This window comes from Paraburkholderia bannensis NBRC 103871, assembly GCF_000685015.1.
GTDB lineage: Bacteria > Pseudomonadota > Gammaproteobacteria > Burkholderiales > Burkholderiaceae > Paraburkholderia > Paraburkholderia bannensis.
Genome location: NZ_BAYA01000001.1, coordinates 33413 through 52401 on the forward strand (window position 1 = coordinate 33413; position 18989 = coordinate 52401).

General features: G+C 62.6%; 14 protein-coding genes and 3 tRNA genes. 12 read left to right on the forward strand and 5 right to left on the reverse strand.

Annotated elements, in window-relative coordinates:
• Nucleotides 1-57: 57 nt before the first annotated feature.
• Nucleotides 58-792, reverse strand: coding sequence for an osmolarity response regulator transcription factor OmpR (ompR, locus tag BBA01S_RS00140; protein WP_027814652.1), 735 nt, complete (start codon nucleotides 790-792; stop codon nucleotides 58-60).
• Between the two features lie 229 nt (nucleotides 793-1021).
• Between ompR and BBA01S_RS00145 the strand changes: the two genes are divergently transcribed.
• The 3 genes from BBA01S_RS00145 (at nucleotide 1022) to BBA01S_RS00160 (ending at nucleotide 4569) form a co-directional block, all read left to right on the forward strand.
• Complete coding sequence (locus BBA01S_RS00145) at nucleotides 1022-1345, forward strand: hypothetical protein (protein WP_245641392.1); 324 nt, start codon at nucleotides 1022-1024, stop codon at nucleotides 1343-1345.
• A gap of 400 nt (nucleotides 1346-1745) precedes the next feature.
• Nucleotides 1746-3275 carry a DUF1800 domain-containing protein gene (locus BBA01S_RS00155; RefSeq protein WP_407668281.1) on the forward strand — a complete coding sequence of 510 codons (1530 nt, stop codon included), beginning with the start codon at nucleotides 1746-1748 and terminating at the stop codon, nucleotides 3273-3275.
• Nucleotides 3276-3342: 67 nt separating this feature from the next.
• Nucleotides 3343-4569, forward strand: a complete 1227-nt coding sequence (locus BBA01S_RS00160; protein ID WP_027814655.1) for a DUF1501 domain-containing protein — start codon at nucleotides 3343-3345, stop codon at nucleotides 4567-4569.
• 23 nt (nucleotides 4570-4592) lie between these two features.
• On the opposite strand, the gene BBA01S_RS00165 is transcribed toward BBA01S_RS00160, so the two are convergent.
• Nucleotides 4593-5435 carry a squalene/phytoene synthase family protein gene (locus BBA01S_RS00165; RefSeq protein WP_027814656.1) on the reverse strand — a complete coding sequence of 281 codons (843 nt, stop codon included), beginning with the start codon at nucleotides 5433-5435 and terminating at the stop codon, nucleotides 4593-4595.
• Nucleotides 5436-5685: 250 nt separating this feature from the next.
• Between BBA01S_RS00165 and BBA01S_RS00170 the strand changes: the two genes are divergently transcribed.
• Nucleotides 5686-5772, forward strand: a tRNA-Leu gene (locus BBA01S_RS00170).
• Nucleotides 5773-6631: 859 nt separating this feature from the next.
• On the opposite strand, the gene BBA01S_RS00180 is transcribed toward BBA01S_RS00170, so the two are convergent.
• A complete protein-coding gene (locus tag BBA01S_RS00180; RefSeq protein WP_027814658.1) occupies nucleotides 6632-7078 on the reverse strand; it encodes a MarR family winged helix-turn-helix transcriptional regulator in 447 nt (148 codons plus the stop codon).
• 219 nt (nucleotides 7079-7297) lie between these two features.
• Nucleotides 7298-8455, reverse strand: a complete 1158-nt coding sequence (locus tag BBA01S_RS00185) for a glycerate kinase (RefSeq protein ID WP_027814659.1) — start codon at nucleotides 8453-8455, stop codon at nucleotides 7298-7300.
• A 656-nt stretch (nucleotides 8456-9111) separates the two neighbouring features.
• Between BBA01S_RS00185 and tig the strand changes: the two genes are divergently transcribed.
• From tig to BBA01S_RS00225, 8 genes are all read left to right on the forward strand, one after another.
• The gene (gene tig, locus BBA01S_RS00190; protein ID WP_027814660.1) at nucleotides 9112-10458 is read left to right on the forward strand and encodes a trigger factor; all 1347 of its coding nucleotides are present in this window, start codon (nucleotides 9112-9114) and stop codon (nucleotides 10456-10458) included.
• A 188-nt stretch (nucleotides 10459-10646) separates the two neighbouring features.
• Nucleotides 10647-11300, forward strand: a complete 654-nt coding sequence (gene clpP / locus BBA01S_RS00195; protein WP_027814661.1) for an ATP-dependent Clp endopeptidase proteolytic subunit ClpP — start codon at nucleotides 10647-10649, stop codon at nucleotides 11298-11300.
• Nucleotides 11301-11533: 233 nt separating this feature from the next.
• On the forward strand, nucleotides 11534-12805 hold the full coding sequence (clpX, locus tag BBA01S_RS00200) for an ATP-dependent Clp protease ATP-binding subunit ClpX (protein ID WP_027814662.1): 1272 nt from the start codon (nucleotides 11534-11536) through the stop codon (nucleotides 12803-12805).
• 191 nt (nucleotides 12806-12996) lie between these two features.
• Nucleotides 12997-15426 (forward strand): endopeptidase La, encoded by a 2430-nt coding sequence (gene lon / locus BBA01S_RS00205; RefSeq protein WP_027814663.1) that lies wholly within the window; start codon nucleotides 12997-12999, stop codon nucleotides 15424-15426.
• 331 nt (nucleotides 15427-15757) lie between these two features.
• Nucleotides 15758-16030: an HU family DNA-binding protein gene (locus BBA01S_RS00210; protein WP_027814664.1), complete on the forward strand. Its 273-nt coding sequence runs from the start codon at nucleotides 15758-15760 to the stop codon at nucleotides 16028-16030.
• Between the two features lie 41 nt (nucleotides 16031-16071).
• A tRNA-Val gene (locus BBA01S_RS00215) sits at nucleotides 16072-16147 on the forward strand.
• 86 nt (nucleotides 16148-16233) lie between these two features.
• A tRNA-Asp gene (locus BBA01S_RS00220) sits at nucleotides 16234-16310 on the forward strand.
• A gap of 112 nt (nucleotides 16311-16422) precedes the next feature.
• Complete coding sequence (locus BBA01S_RS00225) at nucleotides 16423-18366, forward strand: SurA N-terminal domain-containing protein (protein WP_027814665.1); 1944 nt, start codon at nucleotides 16423-16425, stop codon at nucleotides 18364-18366.
• A gap of 160 nt (nucleotides 18367-18526) precedes the next feature.
• Here the strand turns inward: BBA01S_RS00225 and BBA01S_RS00230 are convergent, their stop codons facing one another.
• Nucleotides 18527-18874 carry a hypothetical protein gene (locus BBA01S_RS00230; protein ID WP_027814666.1) on the reverse strand — a complete coding sequence of 116 codons (348 nt, stop codon included), beginning with the start codon at nucleotides 18872-18874 and terminating at the stop codon, nucleotides 18527-18529.
• Nucleotides 18875-18989 lie beyond the last annotated feature (115 nt).

Genomic DNA, 18989 nt, shown 5'->3' on the forward strand with positions numbered 1-18989 from the left:
ACAAAGGCAGTACAGGCAAACAGACACCCGAAGACACGATCACAGGCCCATCCGGGATCAGGCGGCGCCGTCGGGGATGAACACGTAGCCGAGGCCCCAGACCGTCTGGATGAAGCGCGGGCTGCCCGGATCCGGCTCGATCAGCTTGCGCAGACGCGAGATCTGCACGTCGAGGCTGCGGTCGAACACTTCATATTCGCGCCCGCGTGCCAGCTCCATGAGCTTTTCGCGCGAGAGCGGTTGACGCGGATGACGCGCGAACACCTTGAGCACCGAGAATTCGCCCGTGGTGAGCGGAATTTCCTGGCCGGCCTTGGTGAGCGTGCGGGTGGCGAGATTCAGCGCGAATTCGCCGAACTCGAAAACTTCAGTGGTTTCCGACGGTGCGCCCGGCAGCTCGGACGGCGCCTGGCGGCGCAGCACGGCGTGAATACGCGCGACCAGTTCGCGCGGATTGAAGGGCTTCGGGAGGTAGTCGTCGGCGCCCATTTCGAGGCCCACGATGCGATCCACGTCTTCGCCCTTGGCGGTGAGCATGATGATCGGCGTGCGGTCGTTGCTGCCGCGCAGGCGGCGGCAGATCGACAGGCCGTCTTCGCCCGGCAGCATCAGGTCGAGCACCAGCAGGTCGAAGCGTTCGCGCACCCACAGCTTGTTCATGGCGGGTGCATTTTCTGCGACGTAGACGTTAAAGCCCTGCTCGCCGAGGTAGCGGCGCAGCAGGTCGCGCAGTCGCGGGTCGTCGTCGACAACGAGAATTTTGGACGGGTTCTTGGTTTCCATGCCTGGCATCTTAGCGCGATTGAGTTACGGTGCGAGATTGCACCGATTAACAGGTTACAGTCAGTTACAAAATTTACCCGGCCTGTGCCACGACATCAAGCACTGACAGATAGACTTCTTTACGTTTAGCGGCCATTCGGTGGATACTTCATTCGATTTTCGAACCAGTGCCCGTATCAGAGCCGGGTCCACATGTATTCGAGGTAGCCGTTTGCCGCGTCAAGAAGGGAAAAAAACGATGGGAGGGGTCGGCCCGACAATGCGCCACACCGTGATCGCACTGGCGTTGGCCAGCGGCGTCGCGGCGGCATTGGAGACGGCGCCCGTCCATGCGCAGACCTTCGCCGACGGCCCTCATGCGAACAGCCGCTACGCGGGCAGACCGCCGATCCGGCGCGTGCGCAACGATCAACCGCCTCGTCCTGCCTCTGACCTCAACCAGCGTCCCGCTGTTCCCCCCGATCTCGACGAACGCCGCCGCGACGGCCATATGACGCCCGAAGAACGGCGTCTGCTGCGTCAACACATCGAAGACGCCGTGCGCGAACTCTATAAGCGCTGAGTCTTTCTGCTGATCGCCGTGCTCGTGCCGGTGGTTCCACAGTTGTTCCCGCAGTTTTCCCCGCCTTTGTCCCACGAGTGTGTCGTTCGATGCACTGCGCTTCATTCCCTGCCTTTCCTTCGCTTTCCTTTCCGCTTCGTTTCCGTTTATTTCGGCGCCGACTTTGCTGTTGCCGCACGCCAGATAACGTCGCTCAGCGAGGAAAAATTCCGTTGCAATTGCGCAGTCAACAAGCACGTTGCGTCGCCCGTTAAGCCGCTACATTCATCCTTTATGGATGCGCGATTGGCTCATGCGCTCCTCGATACCCATGTCTGCCATGAAACGGTTCATGCGATTCATGCCTGTCTCGTCGGAGCGCCTGGCCTTGGCCGGTGCGGCTGCAACGGCGCTGGCCTCCATGCAGGCGGCAGCGCAATCTACAACGCCTGCCCATCACATCCATCGCCATCGCGCCGCGAGCGCGCCCGTCGCCACCGATCAAGCCGACGCCGATCTGCTCGACGCCGACGACGCTACACATCTGCTGATTCGCACCGGCTTCGCACCCGCGCCTGCCGATGTCGCGCCTTACGTTGGCCTCACAAAAGCAGCCGCCGTCGAACGCGTGCTGTCGACCGCGCGCACCGACGCCGTGACGCCGCTGCCGGCGTGGACAAACGACACGCCGTTGACCCGGGCCGAACGCAACGCCCTGACGCAGGATCAGCGCCGCGACGAGCAACGCAAGCGCAGCCAGGACTATGACGATCTGCGCGCCTGGTGGATGCGCGAAATCCTCACGACGCCGTCACCGCTCACCGAGCGCATGACGCTCTTCTGGCATAACCATTTCACCTCGGGCCAGGACAAGGTTCCCGAGCCGCAACTGATGGCCCAGCAAAATGCGCTCCTGAGGCGTCACGCGCTCGGCAGCTTCGCGGCGATGCTGCACGATGTGGCGAAAGACCCGGCGATGCTGCTGTATCTCGACGGCGCGAGCAACCGCAAGGGCAAGCCCAACGAGAATTTCGCGCGTGAAGTGATGGAGCTTTTTACGCTCGGGGAAGGGCAGTACACGCAGCGCGATGTCTCGGAGGCCGCGCGCGCCTACACGGGCTGGGGCGTCGATCCGGATACCTGGCGCTTCGACTGGCGTGTCCAGCAGCACGACGATGGCATCAAGACGATACTGGGCCACGCGGGCGCGTTCGACGGCGATGCGGTGCTCGACATTCTGCTCAGCCAGGCGCAGACGGCGCAGTTCGTTTCAGCGAAACTCTGGCGCGAGTTCGTGTCGGACACGCCCGATCAGGCGCAACTCGATAGCGTGGCCAGCCACTTCAGGGCGAGCGGCTACGATATCAAGGCGGCACTGCGCGCATTGCTGGTCGCGCCCGCGTTCTGGGACGAACGCAATCGTGGCGTGCTGGTGAGTTCGCCGGTCGAGTTCATCGCGGGCACGGTGCGCCGTTTCGACGTGACGTATGCCAGCACGGCGCAGTTCGCGCGCACTTCGGCGTCGCTCGGCGAGAATCTGTTTTATCCGCCCAATGTGAAGGGCTGGCCAGGCGGTGCGACGTGGATCAACAGTTCGACGTTGCTGGCGCGCAAGCAGTTTGTCGAACAGTTGTTTCGCGCGACCGAAACGGCGCGGCCTCACATGGGCGGTGCGATGACGAAGGCGGCCGCGAGCACGGCGGTGAGCGGGGCAACAAGCGGGGCGGCAAAAGCGCCCGTGCGCCCCATGCCCGCGAGCATGCATTTCGATCTGGACGGCTGGCTCGGCCGTTATGGCCTCACAGCGGGCACGGTGCCGGGTCTCTCGGCGCAATTGCAGATGCAGCACGCGGTATTGCCGCTTGCGCCCGTCGATGCGATCGCCGCGGGCAGCAGTGCCGAATCCTATCTCCAGGCACTCCTGATGGATCCGGTGTACCAGTTGAAATGAAGCAGGATGCGATGATCACTTCAGAAAACAAGCGGCTTGACGCCGCGTGGACTCAACGAGGCATGGCATGAAGCGACGCGACTTCCTGGCGGCCGCCGCCGCAATGACGGCAGCGGGCGCGACCTGGCTGCCCGAAGCGGCCTGGGCACAGGCCAGCAGCGTGCCTGCGCAGCCGCGCGCGAGCGGCTACGAGAACCTGCTGATCCTCGTCGAGCTCAAGGGTGGCAACGACGGACTGAACACCGTCGTGCCTTATGCCGACCCGCTCTACGCGAGCTATCGGCCGACGATCGGCGTGCGTCGGGGCGATGTGATTCCGCTCGACGAGCATACGGCGCTGCATCCGGCACTCGCGCCGCTGATGCCGATGTGGCGCGCGCACGAACTCGCAATCGTGCAGGGCGTCAGTTACGCGCAGCCTAACCTGTCGCATTTCCGCTCAATCGAGATCTGGGACACGGCTTCGCGCTCTGATCAGTACTTGCGCGAGGGCTGGCTCACGCGCGCGTTCGCGAATGCGCCGGTGCCGAAGGGCTTTGCCGCCGATGGTCTCGTGCTCGGCAGCGCCGAAATGGGCCCGCTCGCCAACGGCGCACGCGCCATCGCGCTGGTCAATCCGGCGCAGTTCGCGCGCGCCTCGCGACTGGTCACGCCGGTCGCACTCAAGGAGCGCAATCCGGCGCTTGCACATATCCTCGATGTCGAGAACGATATCGTGCATGCCGCCGATCAACTGCGTCCGCGTCCTGGTCAATACGTGTTGAAGACGGCGTTTCCGAATGGCGCGTTCGGCGCGTCGATCAAGACCGCGATGCAGGCGCTGGCGTCGGGCGACACGGTGCAGGGCGCACCCGTTACCGGTCAGGGCGTGGCCGTCATCCGTCTCACGCTCAACGGTTTCGATACGCATCAAAACCAGCCTGAGCGTCACGCGGATCTGCTGCGCCAGTTCGCGGCGGGCATGGTGGCGATGCGCGCGTCGCTCGTCGAGATGGGGCGCTGGGATCGCACGATGATCGTCACTTATGCGGAGTTTGGCCGCCGTGTGCGCGAAAACCAGAGCCGCGGCACCGATCACGGTACGGCATCGGCGCATTTCGTTGCGGGCGGGCGCGTGGCCGGCGGTCTGTACGGCGCCGCTCCGCAACTCGCGCGGCTCGACGGTAACGGCAATCTGCCGGTTGCCGTCGATTTCCGGCAGATCTATGCGACGGTGCTGGGGAACTGGTGGGGGCTCGACGCGCAATCGGTGCTGCAACAGCGCTTCGAGCCGCTGCCGTTATTGCGCGCCTGAAAGCAGCGAGAAAATCGCGTGGCTTAGCCGCGGCGCGCGGCGCGCCATGCGATCCAGAGCTTGCGGATCGGCGTGAGCGCGATCTGCTGATGCAGCACCTGGAATTGCTCGCGCTCCACTTCGTCGAGCAAAGCGAGTTCGAGTGCCGCGAGCGCGCGCAGCGTGCGCTGATGTCGACGTTCACTCGCCGGAATGGCCGCGAGCGCTGCATGCACCGCTTCGCGCGCGCGGGCGGTCTGAAACTGCATGAGTTCGGTGAACTCGGCGCTGTAACGGCGGTTGATCAGGTCGGCGGCGGTGACGTTGTAGCGCTGCAATTCGTCGATCGGAATATAGATGCGGCCGTGGCGCGCATCGTTGCCGATCTCGGGCACGAATTGCGCAAGCATCAGCGCGTTGCCCAGCGGCGTCGCCCATTGCGCGACGGCGGCGCGCTCCTCATCCGTGCGTGCGCCAACTTGCGCGATGAGCGTCGCGAACGTGCCACCCACGCCGTCCATGTAGCGGCGCAGATTCGGCAGATCGAGATAGCGAGCCTGCTCGAAATCCATTTCGAACCCGGCGAGCAACTGCTGGAGCAGCGGATAGAGCTTCGACACGTCGCCCGCGTGTTGGGCGATGGCTTTCGTGACTGGATGCGCGGGATTGCCCGCGGCGAGCGCGGCCAGTTCCTTCTGCCACCAGGCGAGCTTGGTGCGCCCGACGGTCGGGTCGCTCGTTTCCTTGGCGGTCTCTTCGAGTTCGCGGCGCAGCGCGAAAAGGGCGGCGAGCAGCGGCTGCTGCGCGGCGCTTGCCTGGCGCAGCGCGTAGTAAGTGCTCGATCCTGGGGGAGCCGCCTTTTGCAGGCAGTATTCGTCGAAATTCACGGGGTTCGGGGGCGTGGGGAAGCGCGGCGATTCTAGCACCGGCGCGGCTTTGGGGCGTTCGGCAATCGCGGCGCTTGCGAGATGCAGACAAGCGTGAGGCAATCGGTTAGAATCTCGCGCTTGCGCTTTGACGGCACCCTGATGGGGCACAATCGGAGCGCGCAAGGTCTGTATCGCACGCGACGCGTTTCACCGGTTTGTCATCGCAATCCGCACGATTTCGCAGCAGTGTTGCCGGCCAGCAAGATTCGCGTGAGTGGCGAAATTGGTAGACGCACCAGGTTTAGGTCCTGACGCCCGCAAGGGTGTGCCGGTTCGAGTCCGGCCTCACGCACCAAATGCTTTCAGGCGTTCATGACGTTTGACCAGAAAACCCCGCCGGGCTTAGCCCTGCGGGGTTTTTTGTTGCGCGTTGCGCCTGTCTGTCACTGTGGTAACGCTCAGCTTTTGCTGATGTCACGACCGCTTCTCGATCCAGTTTGCATCAACTGTGCGCCAGTCCAGATAGCGCAAGGCCAGCCGCCTGGTGACGTGCTAATAAACACGCCACAACCAGAGGCGGAGGTGGCATGTCGTTACCTGAATGGGGCGGCTCTTTTAACGCGCTGTATGTCCCGCTCAAGAGCAGTTGGCAGTGCGCGCTGGCGCCGGCTCGTGATATCGAAGACCTGGGCCGTGGGCGTCTGTCTTACGGTGAGCGTGAGAAAGCGCGCAGGGCGCGCGAAGTCCAGATGGAGCAGGACAGGCGGGATTTCGGTCAAATATTTAGAGTGAACATTCCTCGTCGCGCGGCGCGTGTATCCGGCGATTTCAGCGCCTACGCGGACTTCATCGGCAAGCACGTGCGTGGGCGATGGCACAAGCCAATCGACGGCGATGACATCACGCGCATTCTGCGCGAAGCGGTGCGAGATGGCCTGATTGTCCCTGTCATTGGCTCGACGATAACGTCCACAACTACGACAGTTCCACCTTCAGGTGCATGGTTCACCGATTCAAAAAGACCAACAGCATCGGCCCGAATGACGACCTTGAGTTTGAGGAAAACGGGGGCTGTATTTCCAGTAAAAGCAAAGGCCACGTACCTGACAGCACGTGGCCTTTTTGTACTGCATCCGGGGACGGCCCGAGCGTTTCCTCGCACATCGACACGCTGGCGTGTCACCCCATCAGTTTCGTTTATCGCATGCGCCGCGTCAGAGTTCTTCCTGAGCCGCCGCGATGACCTTTTCCAGCGCACGGTTGAGCAGCTCGCGCTCCTTGTCGTCAAGCGCGGCGAACAGGTCGACGTTCCACTTGCGTGCGATGGGCATGACCTTGCGATAGAGGGCGCGTCCGTCGGCCGTGAGCGACACGAGCACGAGGCGTCCGTCTTCCTCGCTCGCGTTGCGCTCCATGAGGCCGCGGCGCATGAGCGCTTCGGCAGCGCGACTGGCCTGGCTCTTGTCGAGATTCGCGTGGCGCGCAAGCTCCATCACCGAAAACGGGCCGAACGCGCCGACAGCGGCGATGAGGCGCGCCTCGGGCAGCGTGATGCCCAGCTTCGCCTGGTAGCGCTCGCTCGCACCGCGTTCGGAGAGCTTGTTCAGGACATGGAGCCGATAGGTCAGAAATTGTTCAAGTCCGGCTTTGCTTTCCTTCATGGTCGTCCTGGTCTGGTCGCGTAAGGTATGCGCGATGGTGTCGCGCGTATCGTGATTGTTGCCGCAACCAGCGCGCGGGTCAACGCGCAAGAACCCTCAAAACGCATGCGGGCGCACGCTTGCCGGGAGCCTACGAATCTATTAATCGCTTACTGCGGAAATCGTTGCGCGCGCACCCGAAAAAGTCTGACGATTCGGGCGCGCGCGATATAAGCAGTTTTACGCGGGCTTCGGGCCGTAGCGCAGGCGCGTGAGTTGTTCGGCTTCGTTGGCGAGCAGCGTGGCCGCGTCGCGGATAGCCGTTTCGAGCGTGATCGGGCCCGGCGCGGGCGAAAAGCAGCCGCTGAAGTGCTCGCCAAGGCGTGCGAGCGCGGCGGAATCGACCGCGCCCGAGAGCAGGGTGGCGGGCACGCCCGCCGCCTGCGCGTGGCGGCAGGCGATGAAGGGGGCCTTGCCATGCAGCGTCTGCACATCCGAGCGGCCTTCGCCGGTGATGAGCCAGTGCGCGCCTTCAAGCGCCGCGTCGAGGCCGATAGTGCGGGCAACGACTTCCGCGCCGGGTTCGAAGCTCGCGCCCAGCATGCGCAGTGCGAAGCCGAGTCCGCCCGCTGCGCCCGCGCCCGCTTCATCGCGTGCACGGCGATTCAGCGCGGCTTCGAGCAGATCGGCGAAGCGGCCCAGCGCCGCATCGATCGACGCGACTTCAGCGGCCGTCACGCCTTTTTGCGGGCCAAATACGGCGGTGGCGCCGTGGTCGCCCGTGAGCGGATTATCGACATCGGACATGGCGATGAAGGAGGCTTGCGCGAGCCGCACGTCGAGGCCGGATACGTCAACGCGCGCCACACGTGCGAGCGCTTCAGGCGTGGGTTCGAGCTCAGCGCCCGCCGCATCGAACAGACGCAGGCCGAGGCCCGCGAGCAGGCCCGCGCCCGCGTCATTAGTGCTGCTGCCGCCGAGCGCCACGTAGAAGCGGCGCACGCCTTCGTCGAGCAGCGCGCGCACGGCTTCGCCCATGCCGCGCGTGCTGCGCGACGCAACCGCCACGGCCATGCCGACCGGATCGGTGATGCCGACGATCTCGGCGGTTTCGACGACGGCGCTGCCATCGTGCAGGAGGCCGACAAGCGCGTCGCGACGCGCGCCCGCAGCACCTTCGACATTGAGCGTGCGGCGCTCGCCGCCCACGCTCAGCATGGCGTTGAGCGTGCCTTCGCCGCCATCGGCCATCGGGCAGCAGCGAATTTCGGCATCGGGGCGGGCGCGGCGGATCCCCTCGGCGATCGCGCTAGCGACCCCCTCCGCGCTGAGCGAGCCTTTGAACGAATCGGGGGCGATGACGACGACCGGTGCGTCAGCAAACGTCTGGTTAGGCATGGTGTCTCGAATGGAAGTAGTGTTGGCGGCTGCTGCCGGCGGGGCGTCCGGCGCGAGCGTTAGCTTACCAGCGGCGCGGGGCCCGCTGGATACCCGGAGCGCGATAGCGCGCATTGCTCGCGGCGGCTTGAGGTGGCCTGAGGGTGACCTGAGGTGGCCTGGCGCGGCGAATGCGCGAGAGCGGCGGACGCGAAAAGAGGGCGGTTTTAGGCCCAAAACGGGCCGGTTCGGGCGCCTTTTACCCGTCTTTTACGCGCCCGAACGGCAATTCCATTTGGGTCGGGCAATAGTTTGCTAAAATACCCGGCTCTTTTGACGGAACCGCACCGCAAACCGTCCATGTCGGCCTGTTGGGCCGATTGGAACGGGCCGGGTCTCGCGGCTCCCGTAAAGGGCGCCGCCCAGCAGGCAGCGCCCGCGCAAGTCCGCTTCGACGCCGCTGGCGTATCGCGCGGGCAGCACGGGCGACACGCAGCAGATGGCTGTAAAAGGCGCGCTTGGTTTGATAGAGAGCGCAAGCCGGTTGCGACCCAGGTCGCGGCAGGCAAGCGGCGCCGACAAGGCACAAGCGAGACGCAAGCGATGCGGATTTTCCCATCGGACTGCGGCAGCAAAGATTACTGATACGCTCGAACAATTTTAGGACGATTGAAGCCATGGCTAACGTTGTTGAAAACCTCGGCAAGCTCGAACGCCGCGTGACGATTTCCCTGCCGAAGGACGCCGTGCAGAAAGAAGTCGATTCGCGCATCCGCCAACTCGCGAAGAACGTGCGCATGCCGGGTTTCCGCCCGGGCAAGGTGCCGCTCAAGATGGTCACGCAACAGTACTCGGGCCAGGTGGAAGCCGAAGTGCTGAGCGACAAGGTCGGCAAGGAATTCTTCGACATCAGCCGCGCGGAAAACCTGCGCGTTGCCGGTCAGCCGAGCTTCGCGCCGAAGGCCGAAGCCGCTGAAGGCGATTACGCTTTCGACGCGACCTTCGAGGTCTATCCGGAAGTGAAGCTGGGCGACGTCGCCAGCGCCGAAATCGAGCGCACGACCACGACCATCACCGAAGCCGAAATCGACCGCACGCTGGACATCCTGCGCAAGCAGCGCGTGCACTACCACGCACGCGGCGAAGCCGGCGAGCACGGTGACGGCGGCGCAGACACGGCAGCCAAGGAAGGCGACCGCGTGACGGTCGACTTCGTCGGCAAGATCGACGACGTCGCATTCCCGGGCGGCACGGCAGAAGGCTTCGCCTTCGTGCTGGGCGAAGGCCGCATGCTGCCGGAATTCGAAAAGGCAGCGATTGGCCTGAAGCAGGGCGAATCGCGCGAATTCGACCTGGCATTCCCTGAGGACTACCACGGCAAGGACGTCGCCGGCAAGACCGCGAAGTTCACGATCACGATGCAACTGATCGAGTGGCCGCACCTGCCGGAAATCGACGGCGAATTCGCAAAGTCGCTCGGCATCGCCGACGGCGACCTCGTGAAGATGCGCGCTGAAATCAAGGACAACCTCGAGCGCGAAGCGAAGCGTCGCACGCAGGCCATCGTCAAGAACCAGGTGATGGACGCACTGCTGAAGATCGCCGAACTCGACGTGCCGAACGCACTGATCGAACAGGACCAGCAGCGCCTCGTCGAAATGGCGCGCGCAGACCTGGCGCAACGCGGCGTGCCCAACGCCAAGGACGCACCGATCCCGGCCGAAATGTTCAAGGAACAAGCTGAGCGCCGCGTCAAGCTGGGCCTCGTGCTGGCCGAACTGGTGAAGGCGAACAACCTCGAAGCGAAGCCGGAACAGATCCGCGCTGAAGTCGACGAATTCGCGAAAAGCTACGAAGACCCGAAGGAAGTCGTGCGCTGGTATTATTCGAACCAGCAGCGTCTGGCCGAAATGGAAGCGTACGTCGTCGAATCGAACGTCGTTGACTTCGTGATCGGCAAGGCCAAGGTCACGGACAAGCAAGTGAGCTTCGAAGAACTGGCAAGCGCAACGGCGCAGGCTTAAATTCGCCCGCTACGGCGTGCCGGCTGTCGGAGCGACCGACGGCCAGCACGCCGTTTTTGTATCCGCAGAATTTGGCCACAATCACGTTAGGGTTGATTTCTGCGGGGTCCGTCGCCATTCCGGTATTTCAGGTTCAATCCGTTTTACCTGCGTTACCAGAACAACTCTTCCAGACAAGGATCCACCGCATGACCATTCGCGCTCAATCGCTGGACACGCTGACCTCCCACGCCTCGCGCGACCTCGAACCGCAGGCGCTCGGCCTCGTGCCGATCGTCGTGGAGACGAGCGGTCGCGGCGAGCGTTCGTACGACATCTACTCGCGTCTGCTGAAAGAGCGCGTGGTGTTCCTGGTCGGCGAAGTGAACGACCAGACCGCGAACCTCGTCGTCGCCCAGCTCCTGTTCCTCGAAAGCGAGAACCCGGACAAGGACATCAGCCTGTACATCAACAGCCCGGGCGGTTCGGTGTCGGCCGGTATGGCGATTTACGACACGATGCAGTTCATCAAGCCCAACGTTTCGACCCTTTGCATGGGCCTCGCGGCCTCGATGGGTGCGTTCCTGCTGGCCGCGGGCGAGAAGGGCAAGCGCTTCGCGCTGCCGAATTCGCGCGTGATGATTCACCAGCCGCTCGGCGGCGCGCGCGGTCAGGCTTCGGATATCGAAATCCAGGCCCGCGAAATCCTGTACCTGAAGGAACGCCTGAACCAGTTGCTTTCGCACCATACTGGCCAGCCGGTCGAGCGCATTGCGCGCGACACCGATCGCGATAACTTCATGTCCGGCGACGACGCACAGGCTTACGGCCTCGTCGATCAGGTGCTCCACAAGCGCCCCTGATCCGGCACGCGTTTCCGGCGCTGAAAAGAGCGCCGGACGCGCGTATGCGGCGTGACTTAACCCCGTGAAAAAAGGGATAGGCACGCCCGTGCGAACCATGTGAAATAATCGGCAAACGCGCTTCGCGGCCTGCGGCCCCAACGCCGTCATAGCAAGCGGTTCACGCACCCCCCGGCCGGGCCTGGGGAAACGGCGTATCATGTGTAACAGAGTGTCCGGAGGCTCATCTATCCATGGCGGACAAAAAAGGTTCTAACAGCGAGAAGCTGTTGTATTGCTCGTTTTGCGGCAAAAGCCAGCATGAGGTCAAGAAACTGATCGCTGGCCCGTCGGTGTTCATCTGCGATGAATGTATCGACCTGTGCAACGAGATCATTCGCGACGAAGCCGCTGGTGCGGGCGTCGACGCGGCGCTGTCGCGCTCGGACCTGCCGAGCCCGCAGGAGATCCGCGACATCCTCGACCAGTACGTGATCGGGCAGGAACGCGCGAAGAAGATCCTTGCGGTCGCGGTGTACAACCACTACAAGCGCCTGAAGCATCTCGACAAGAAGGACGAGGTCGAACTCTCGAAGAGCAACATCCTGCTGATCGGGCCCACGGGTTCGGGCAAGACGCTGCTCGCGCAGACGCTCGCTCGCCTTCTGAACGTTCCGTTCGTGATCGCGGACGCCACCACGCTGACCGAAGCCGGTTATGTGGGTGAGGATGTCGAGAACATCATTCAGAAGCTGCTGCAGAACTGTAATTACGAAGTCGACAAGGCCCAGCGCGGCATTGTCTACATCGACGAAATCGACAAGATCAGCCGCAAGTCGGACAACCCGTCGATCACGCGCGACGTGTCGGGCGAAGGCGTGCAGCAGGCGCTGCTCAAGCTCGTCGAAGGCACGATGGCGTCGGTGCCCCCGCAGGGTGGCCGCAAGCATCCGAACCAGGATTTCATCCAGGTCGATACGACCAACATCCTGTTCATCTGCGGCGGCGCGTTCGATGGCCTGGAAAAGGTCATCACGGATCGCACGGAAAAAACCGGTATCGGTTTTGGCGCAAGCGTGAAGAGCAAGCAGGAGCGCGACACGGGTGAAGTGCTGCGCGAGACGGAACCGGAAGATCTGATCAAGTTCGGCCTGATTCCCGAACTGATCGGCCGTCTGCCGGTGGTCGCCACGCTCGGCAAGCTCGACGAAGCCGCGCTCATGAAGATTCTGGTCGAGCCGAAGAACGCGCTCGTCAAGCAGTATCACAAGCTCTTCAACATGGAGCGTGTGGAACTTGAGATCCGCCCGGCCGCGCTGCAGGCCGTCGCCCGCAAGGCGATCCGCCGCAAGACCGGCGCTCGTGGCCTGCGCTCGATCCTGGAACAGGCATTGCTCGACGTGATGTATGAGCTGCCGGCCATGAAGGGTGTGAGCAAGGTCATCATCGACGACAACGTGATTGATGGCGACGGCAAGCCGCTCTTGATTTACGAAGACGCGCCTAAAGTCGCTGGGTCGAACTGATGAGGGTGATCGGCTAAAGAGTTCCGGGAAAAAGCCGTTCATACACTGAGATGAACGGCTTTTTCGTTTATCTTGTGGTCGATGGCGCACCTTTTTTGGAGTCACTGAACTTTTCCCACACGCGCGAGGCTTGTAATCGGTTTTTCAGGCCTCACTTACCGAACAATTGATTCCACTCATGGGGAAATGAAATGTCAGGAACCCAACTCCTCCCGCCGGAACGCACCACGCTCCCGCTGCTGCCGCTGCGAGACGTTGTAGTTTTCCCGCATATGGTGATTCCCCTTTTCGTGGGCCGGCCGAAATCGATCAAGGCCCTCGAAGCGGCAATGGAAGGCGGCAAGCACATCATGCTCGTCGCGCAGAAGACTGCCGCAAAGGATGAGCCGACCGAAAAGGACATGTACGAAGTAGGATGTATCGCCAACATCCTGCAGATGCTCAAGCTGCCCGACGGCACCGTGAAGGTGCTCGTGGAAGGCTTGCAGCGTGCGAAGACGCTCTCGATCGAAGAGCAGGAAACGCAATTCTCGTGCGAAGTCATGCCGCTCGAGCCGGATCACGCCGACGGCGCTGAAACCGAAGCGCTGCGCCGCGCGATCGTTTCGCAGTTCGATCAGTACGTGAAGCTCAACAAGAAGATCCCGCCGGAGATCCTGACGTCGCTGTCGGGTATCGACGAAGCCGGTCGTCTTGCTGACACCATCGCCGCACACCTGCCGCTCAAGCTCGACCAGAAGCAGCATATCCTCGAGATGTTCCCGGTCGTGGAGCGTCTGGAGCATTTGCTCGCCCAGCTCGAAGCCGAAATCGACATCCTGCAGGTCGAAAAGCGCATCCGTGGCCGCGTCAAGCGCCAGATGGAGAAGAGCCAGCGCGAGTACTACCTGAACGAACAGGTCAAGGCAATCCAGAAGGAACTGGGCGAAGGCGAAGAGGGTGCCGATCTCGAAGAACTCGAGAAGCGCATCACCGCCGCGCGCATGCCGAAGGAAGCCAAGAAGAAGGCTGACGCCGAGCTCAAGAAGCTCAAGCTGATGTCGCCGATGTCGGCAGAAGCCACCGTCGTGCGTAACTACATCGACACGCTGATCGGCCTGCCGTGGCGCAAGAAGAGCAAGGTCAACAACGACCTCTCGAACGCCGAAGCCGTGCTCGACGAAGACCACTTCGGTCTCGAGAAAGTGAAGGAACGCATTCTCGAGTATCTCGCGGTGCAACAGCGCGTGGACAAGGTCAAGGCGCCGATCCTGTGCCTCGTCGGGCCTCCGGGCGTCGGCAAGACCTCGCTCGGGCAGTCGATTGCGCGCGCAACGAACCGCAAGTTCGTGCGTATGGCGCTGGGCGGCGTGCGTGACGAAGCCGAAATCCGCGGCCATCGTCGTACGTACATCGGCTCGATGCCGGGCAAGATCCTGCAGAGCCTGACCAAGGTCGGCGTGCGCAATCCGCTCTTCCTGCTCGACGAAGTCGACAAGATGGGCATGGATTTCCGCGGCGATCCGTCGTCGGCGCTGCTCGAAGTGCTCGATCCGGAACAGAACCATACGTTCGCCGACCATTACATCGAAGTCGATTTCGACCTGTCCGATGTGATGTTCGTCGCTACGTCGAACTCGCTGAACATCCCGCCGCCGCTGCTTGACCGGATGGAAGTCATCCGTCTGTCGGGTTACACGGAAGACGAGAAGGTCAGCATCGCCCAGCGTTATCTCCTGCCGAAGCAGAAGAAGAACAACGGGCTGAAGCCGACCGAGATCGAAGTGACCGAAGGCGCGATCCGCGACATCATTCGCTACTACACGCGTGAAGCGGGCGTGCGTTCGCTCGAGCGTGAAGTGTCGAAGATCTGCCGCAAGGTCGTGAAGATGCTGCTGCTGAAGAAGGCCGACAAGGCCGTCACGGTGGACAGCGCCAACCTCGACACCTTCCTTGGCGTGCGCAAGTACGACTTCGGTCTGGCTGCGAAGGAAAACCAGGTCGGTCAGGTCACGGGTCTCGCGTGGACGGAAGTCGGCGGCGATCTGCTGACGATCGAAGCGGCGGTCATGCCCGGCAAGGGCAACGTGATCCGCACGGGTTCGCTCGGTGACGTGATGAAGGAATCGGTCGAAGCGGCTCGCTCGGTGGTGCGTTCGCGTTCGCGTCGTCTGGGCATCAAGGACGAAGCGTTCGAGAAGCAGGACATCCACATCCACGTGCCGGAAGGCGCAACGCCGAAGGACGGTCCGTCCGCAGGCGGCGCGATGACGACGGCGCTGGTGTCGGTGCTCACGGGCATTCCGGTGCGCGCTGATGTTGCGATGACCGGTGAAATCACGCTGCGCGGCGAAGTGTTGCCGATCGGCGGGCTGAAAGAGAAGCTGCTCGCAGCGCATCGCGGTGGCATCAAGCTCGTGCTGATTCCGGAAGAGAACGTCAAGGATCTCACTGAGATCCCGGACAACGTGAAGAACGCCATCGAGATCGTGCCGGTTCGCTGGATCGACAAGGTGCTGGAGCTTGCGCTCGAACGCGTGCCGCAACCGCTGCCGGAAGAAGAAGTGAAGGCCGAGGACGCCAAGGCGCCCGTGGTCGAATCGAAGGATCCGGCGGCTGCGACGGAAGTCGTGAAGCACTAAGCTGAAGTCCCTTGAGCAGTACCCCGAAAACCCGCGGCATAGCCCGCGGGTTTTTTGTTTTTAGCGACTTGCCCCGATGCAACGGCGTGAGATTCGTTGACGTTGCGCTGCCGTTGTGTTGTCGAAGACTTCCTCGAAAGCCCCGTCTTATCAGGCTGAACCCCGCTTGACACGTCTTATTCGGCTTCGTTAAATGAGCGGGCTCCGGCTTCAGGCCGTGGCCGCAACACCGGCATCATCCATAGCGACACCCATAAGCGATGTTCCTTCGCGGCGCATGGCGGCACGATGCGCCACCACGATTGCCCAAAACACATTCTCGGGGGCTGGAATGAATAAAACGGATTTGATCGACCACATCGCGCAACAAGCCGACATCTCGAAAGCGGCCGCAGGACGCGCACTCGATGCGGTGATCAACGGCGTCAAAGGCACGCTGAAGAAGGGCGGTTCGGTCACGCTGGTCGGCTTTGGCACCTTCGCGGTCGGCAAGCGCGCGGCCCGCACGGGGCGCAATCCGCGCACCGGCGACGCGATCAAGATTAAAGCCGCAAAAATTCCTAAATTCAGGCCTGGCAAAGCGCTCAAAGATGCGCTAAACTAGCGGGCTCTGTGCATGTGAAGCAGCGCAGACAGTCTGAAGCTGGGTGCTTAGCTCAGTTGGTAGAGCGGCGCCCTTACAAGGCGTAGGTCGGGAGTTCGAGCCTCTCAGCACCCACCACAGTTTCAGATCGGCCGTTGCGCGCGAAACATCGCCGCGCTGGCACTCGGTAGTACCTCAGCAGTACATGAAGCAGCAAACCGCACGGAGCGGTAGTTCAGTTGGTTAGAATACCGGCCTGTCACGCCGGGGGTCGCGGGTTCGAGTCCCGTCCGCTCCGCCAGGAATACTCCAGCAGCAAAGCAAGAAGGCGAACTCCGGTTCGCCTTTTTTGTTGCCTGCTGATGTAAGATCGGGCGTTCTGTTTTTTGGCGCCCCTCAACGCTTGGTCCCGCATGCTCGACTTTTTCCGCAATCACAAACGACTGATGATGCTGATGTTGATGCTGGTGATTCTGCCAGGTCTCGGCTTCGTCGGTATTCAAGGTTTCCGCGGCTTTTTTGACGAAAGCGCGAACGTCGCCAGCGTCAACGGTCACAAGATCACTCGCGTCGATTACGACGGCGCCGTGCGCCAGCAGATGGATCAGGCGCGCCAGATGATGGGCGCGCAGTTCGACGCCACTCTGTTCGACACGCCGCAACGTCGCAAGGACGTCCTCGACGGTCTGATCCAGCAGCGCGTGCTCGCCGACGAAGTGCAGCGTCTGCACCTGACGGCTTCGGACGAAGCCGTGCGCCGCACGCTGCTCGCCGATCCGATCATCTCGTCGCTCAAGAACCCCGACGGTTCGATTGATCTCGACAAATACAAGCAGTTGCTCGCGATGCAGGGCATGACGCCCGAGCAGTACGACGAGCGGGTGCGTTACAGCCTCGCGATGCAGCAATTGCCCGCGGCGCTCGTAAACAGCGCGTTCACGTCGAAGGCGCTTGCGCAGCAGCTCACGGGTCTGTCGGAACAGACGCGTGAAGTGCAGGGTCTCGCGTTCCACGCGAGCGACTATGCACCGAAGGTTCAGCCGACCGACGCGCAGATGCAGGCCTATTACGACGCGCACAAGAACGAGTTCGCCACGCCCGCTACCGCGCAGATCCAGTATCTGGTGCTGTCGGCGGCGACGGTTGCAGCGTCGGTCAACCCGAGCGACGCTGATCTGAAGAAGTACTACGACGACAACATCGCGCACTACAAGTCGCAGGAAGAAGTGCGTGCGAGCCACATCCTGATCACGGTGGCAAAGGACGCAAGCGCGGCCGATCGCGCAGCCGCGAAACAGAAGGCCGAGCAGATCCTCGCCGACGTGAAGGCGCATCCGGATCAGTTTGCGCAGCTCGCGCAGAAGGATTCGCAGGATCCGGGCTCGGCTGCCAAGGGTGGCGATCTCGGTTACTTCGGCCCGGGCATGATCGCCGGCGGTCAGGCTTTCGACGACGCTGTTTTCAAGCTCAAGAAGGACGAGATCAGCGACGTGATCCAGTCGGACTTCGGCTATCACATCGTCAAGGTCACGGACATCAAGCCGTCGGTGACGAAGCCGTTCGACGACGTAAAGGGGCAAATCCTCAACGACGTGAAGACGCAGCAGGCCGCCAAGGTGCTGGCCGATGCAACGGAAGGCTTTACCTCGACGGTCTACGAACAGGCCAAGAGCCTGCAGCCGGCCGCCGACAAGTACAAGCTGACGATCCAGACCGCCACGGTCACGCCGAAGCCGAACCCCGCGCTGCCGCCGGATAGCCCGCTGAACAACCAGAAGTTCCTGGATGCGGTGTTCGCGAACGATTCGGTCACGAGCCACAACAACACGCAGGCGATCGACGTGGGCAGCAGCACGCTGATCTCGGCGCACGTGACGAACTTCCAGCCTGCCACCGTGCCCGCGTTCGCCGCGGTCAAGGATGCGGTGCATCAGAAGGTGGTCGCGCAACAGGCCGCCGATATGGCCCGCAAGGACGGCGAAGCGAAGCTGGCCGATCTTCAGAAGTCGAAGTCGACCGATGGTTTCTCGTCGGCGCTCAAGGTGTCGCGCGGCGACGCACAGGGCCTGCCGCCCAGCGCGCTGTCAGCGGTGTTCAAGGCTGATGCGCAGAAGCTGCCCGCTTACGTGGGTGTCGATCTCGGCAAGGATGGTTACGCGATCTATCGCGTGAACAGCGTGACGAATGGCCCGGCGGCCGACGGTCAGCGTCTCGCGACGGCTCAGCAGCAGCTTGCAGGCGTGGGCGGCCAGTCGCAGACGCAGGCTTACCTCGATGCGCTGCGCGAGCGTTCGAAGGTCAAGTACTACGGCTCGCTCGGTGCGTCGAACCAGCAGAGCGACGGCGACGGCCAGTAAGCCGCTGTCCTGCCAGTCTGAAGCAACAAACGCAGCAAACGCAGCAAACGAAAACGCCCCGCAACTTGCGGGGCGTTTTGCTTTTGTGCGCTGTATTCGCGAGTCGAGCCCGGAATGCGGCGCACACAGAATCACCTCAGACGCCACACATCAAAGCGCATCAAAGGCAGGCGCTGATATCGCTCGTGGCATCGGCGCCAGCGCCGCCGCCCGCACGGAAGCCCACCCAGGTCTTCGCATTGGCGTTCCACGCCGGACGCACCGTCGCGGCAGCGCCGTTAGGCGGCTGCTGGCCCGGGACATAGACGTCCACGGCCTGATCGTTCGCCATCACGCTTTGCGAGACGACTTGTTGCTGGGACTTGTCGGCCCACTTCTTGGCGATGCACTGAGCAACGGCCGTCGGCGGTTGCTGGCTGGTGCCGACCGATTGCGTGCCGCTCGGCATCGGCTGATTGGCGCAGGCAGCAAGGGCTGCCGTAACGACAATAAGAGGTAAATATTTCACGTTTTATCCCTCCAGTCAGGGTCAATCTGAGAGTGGACGAAGCTTCTCGTCCGGCGCATAAAAATGTGACCTGATGCACGACGCCTCCACACCAGACGCTCTGCGCGGGCAGAAC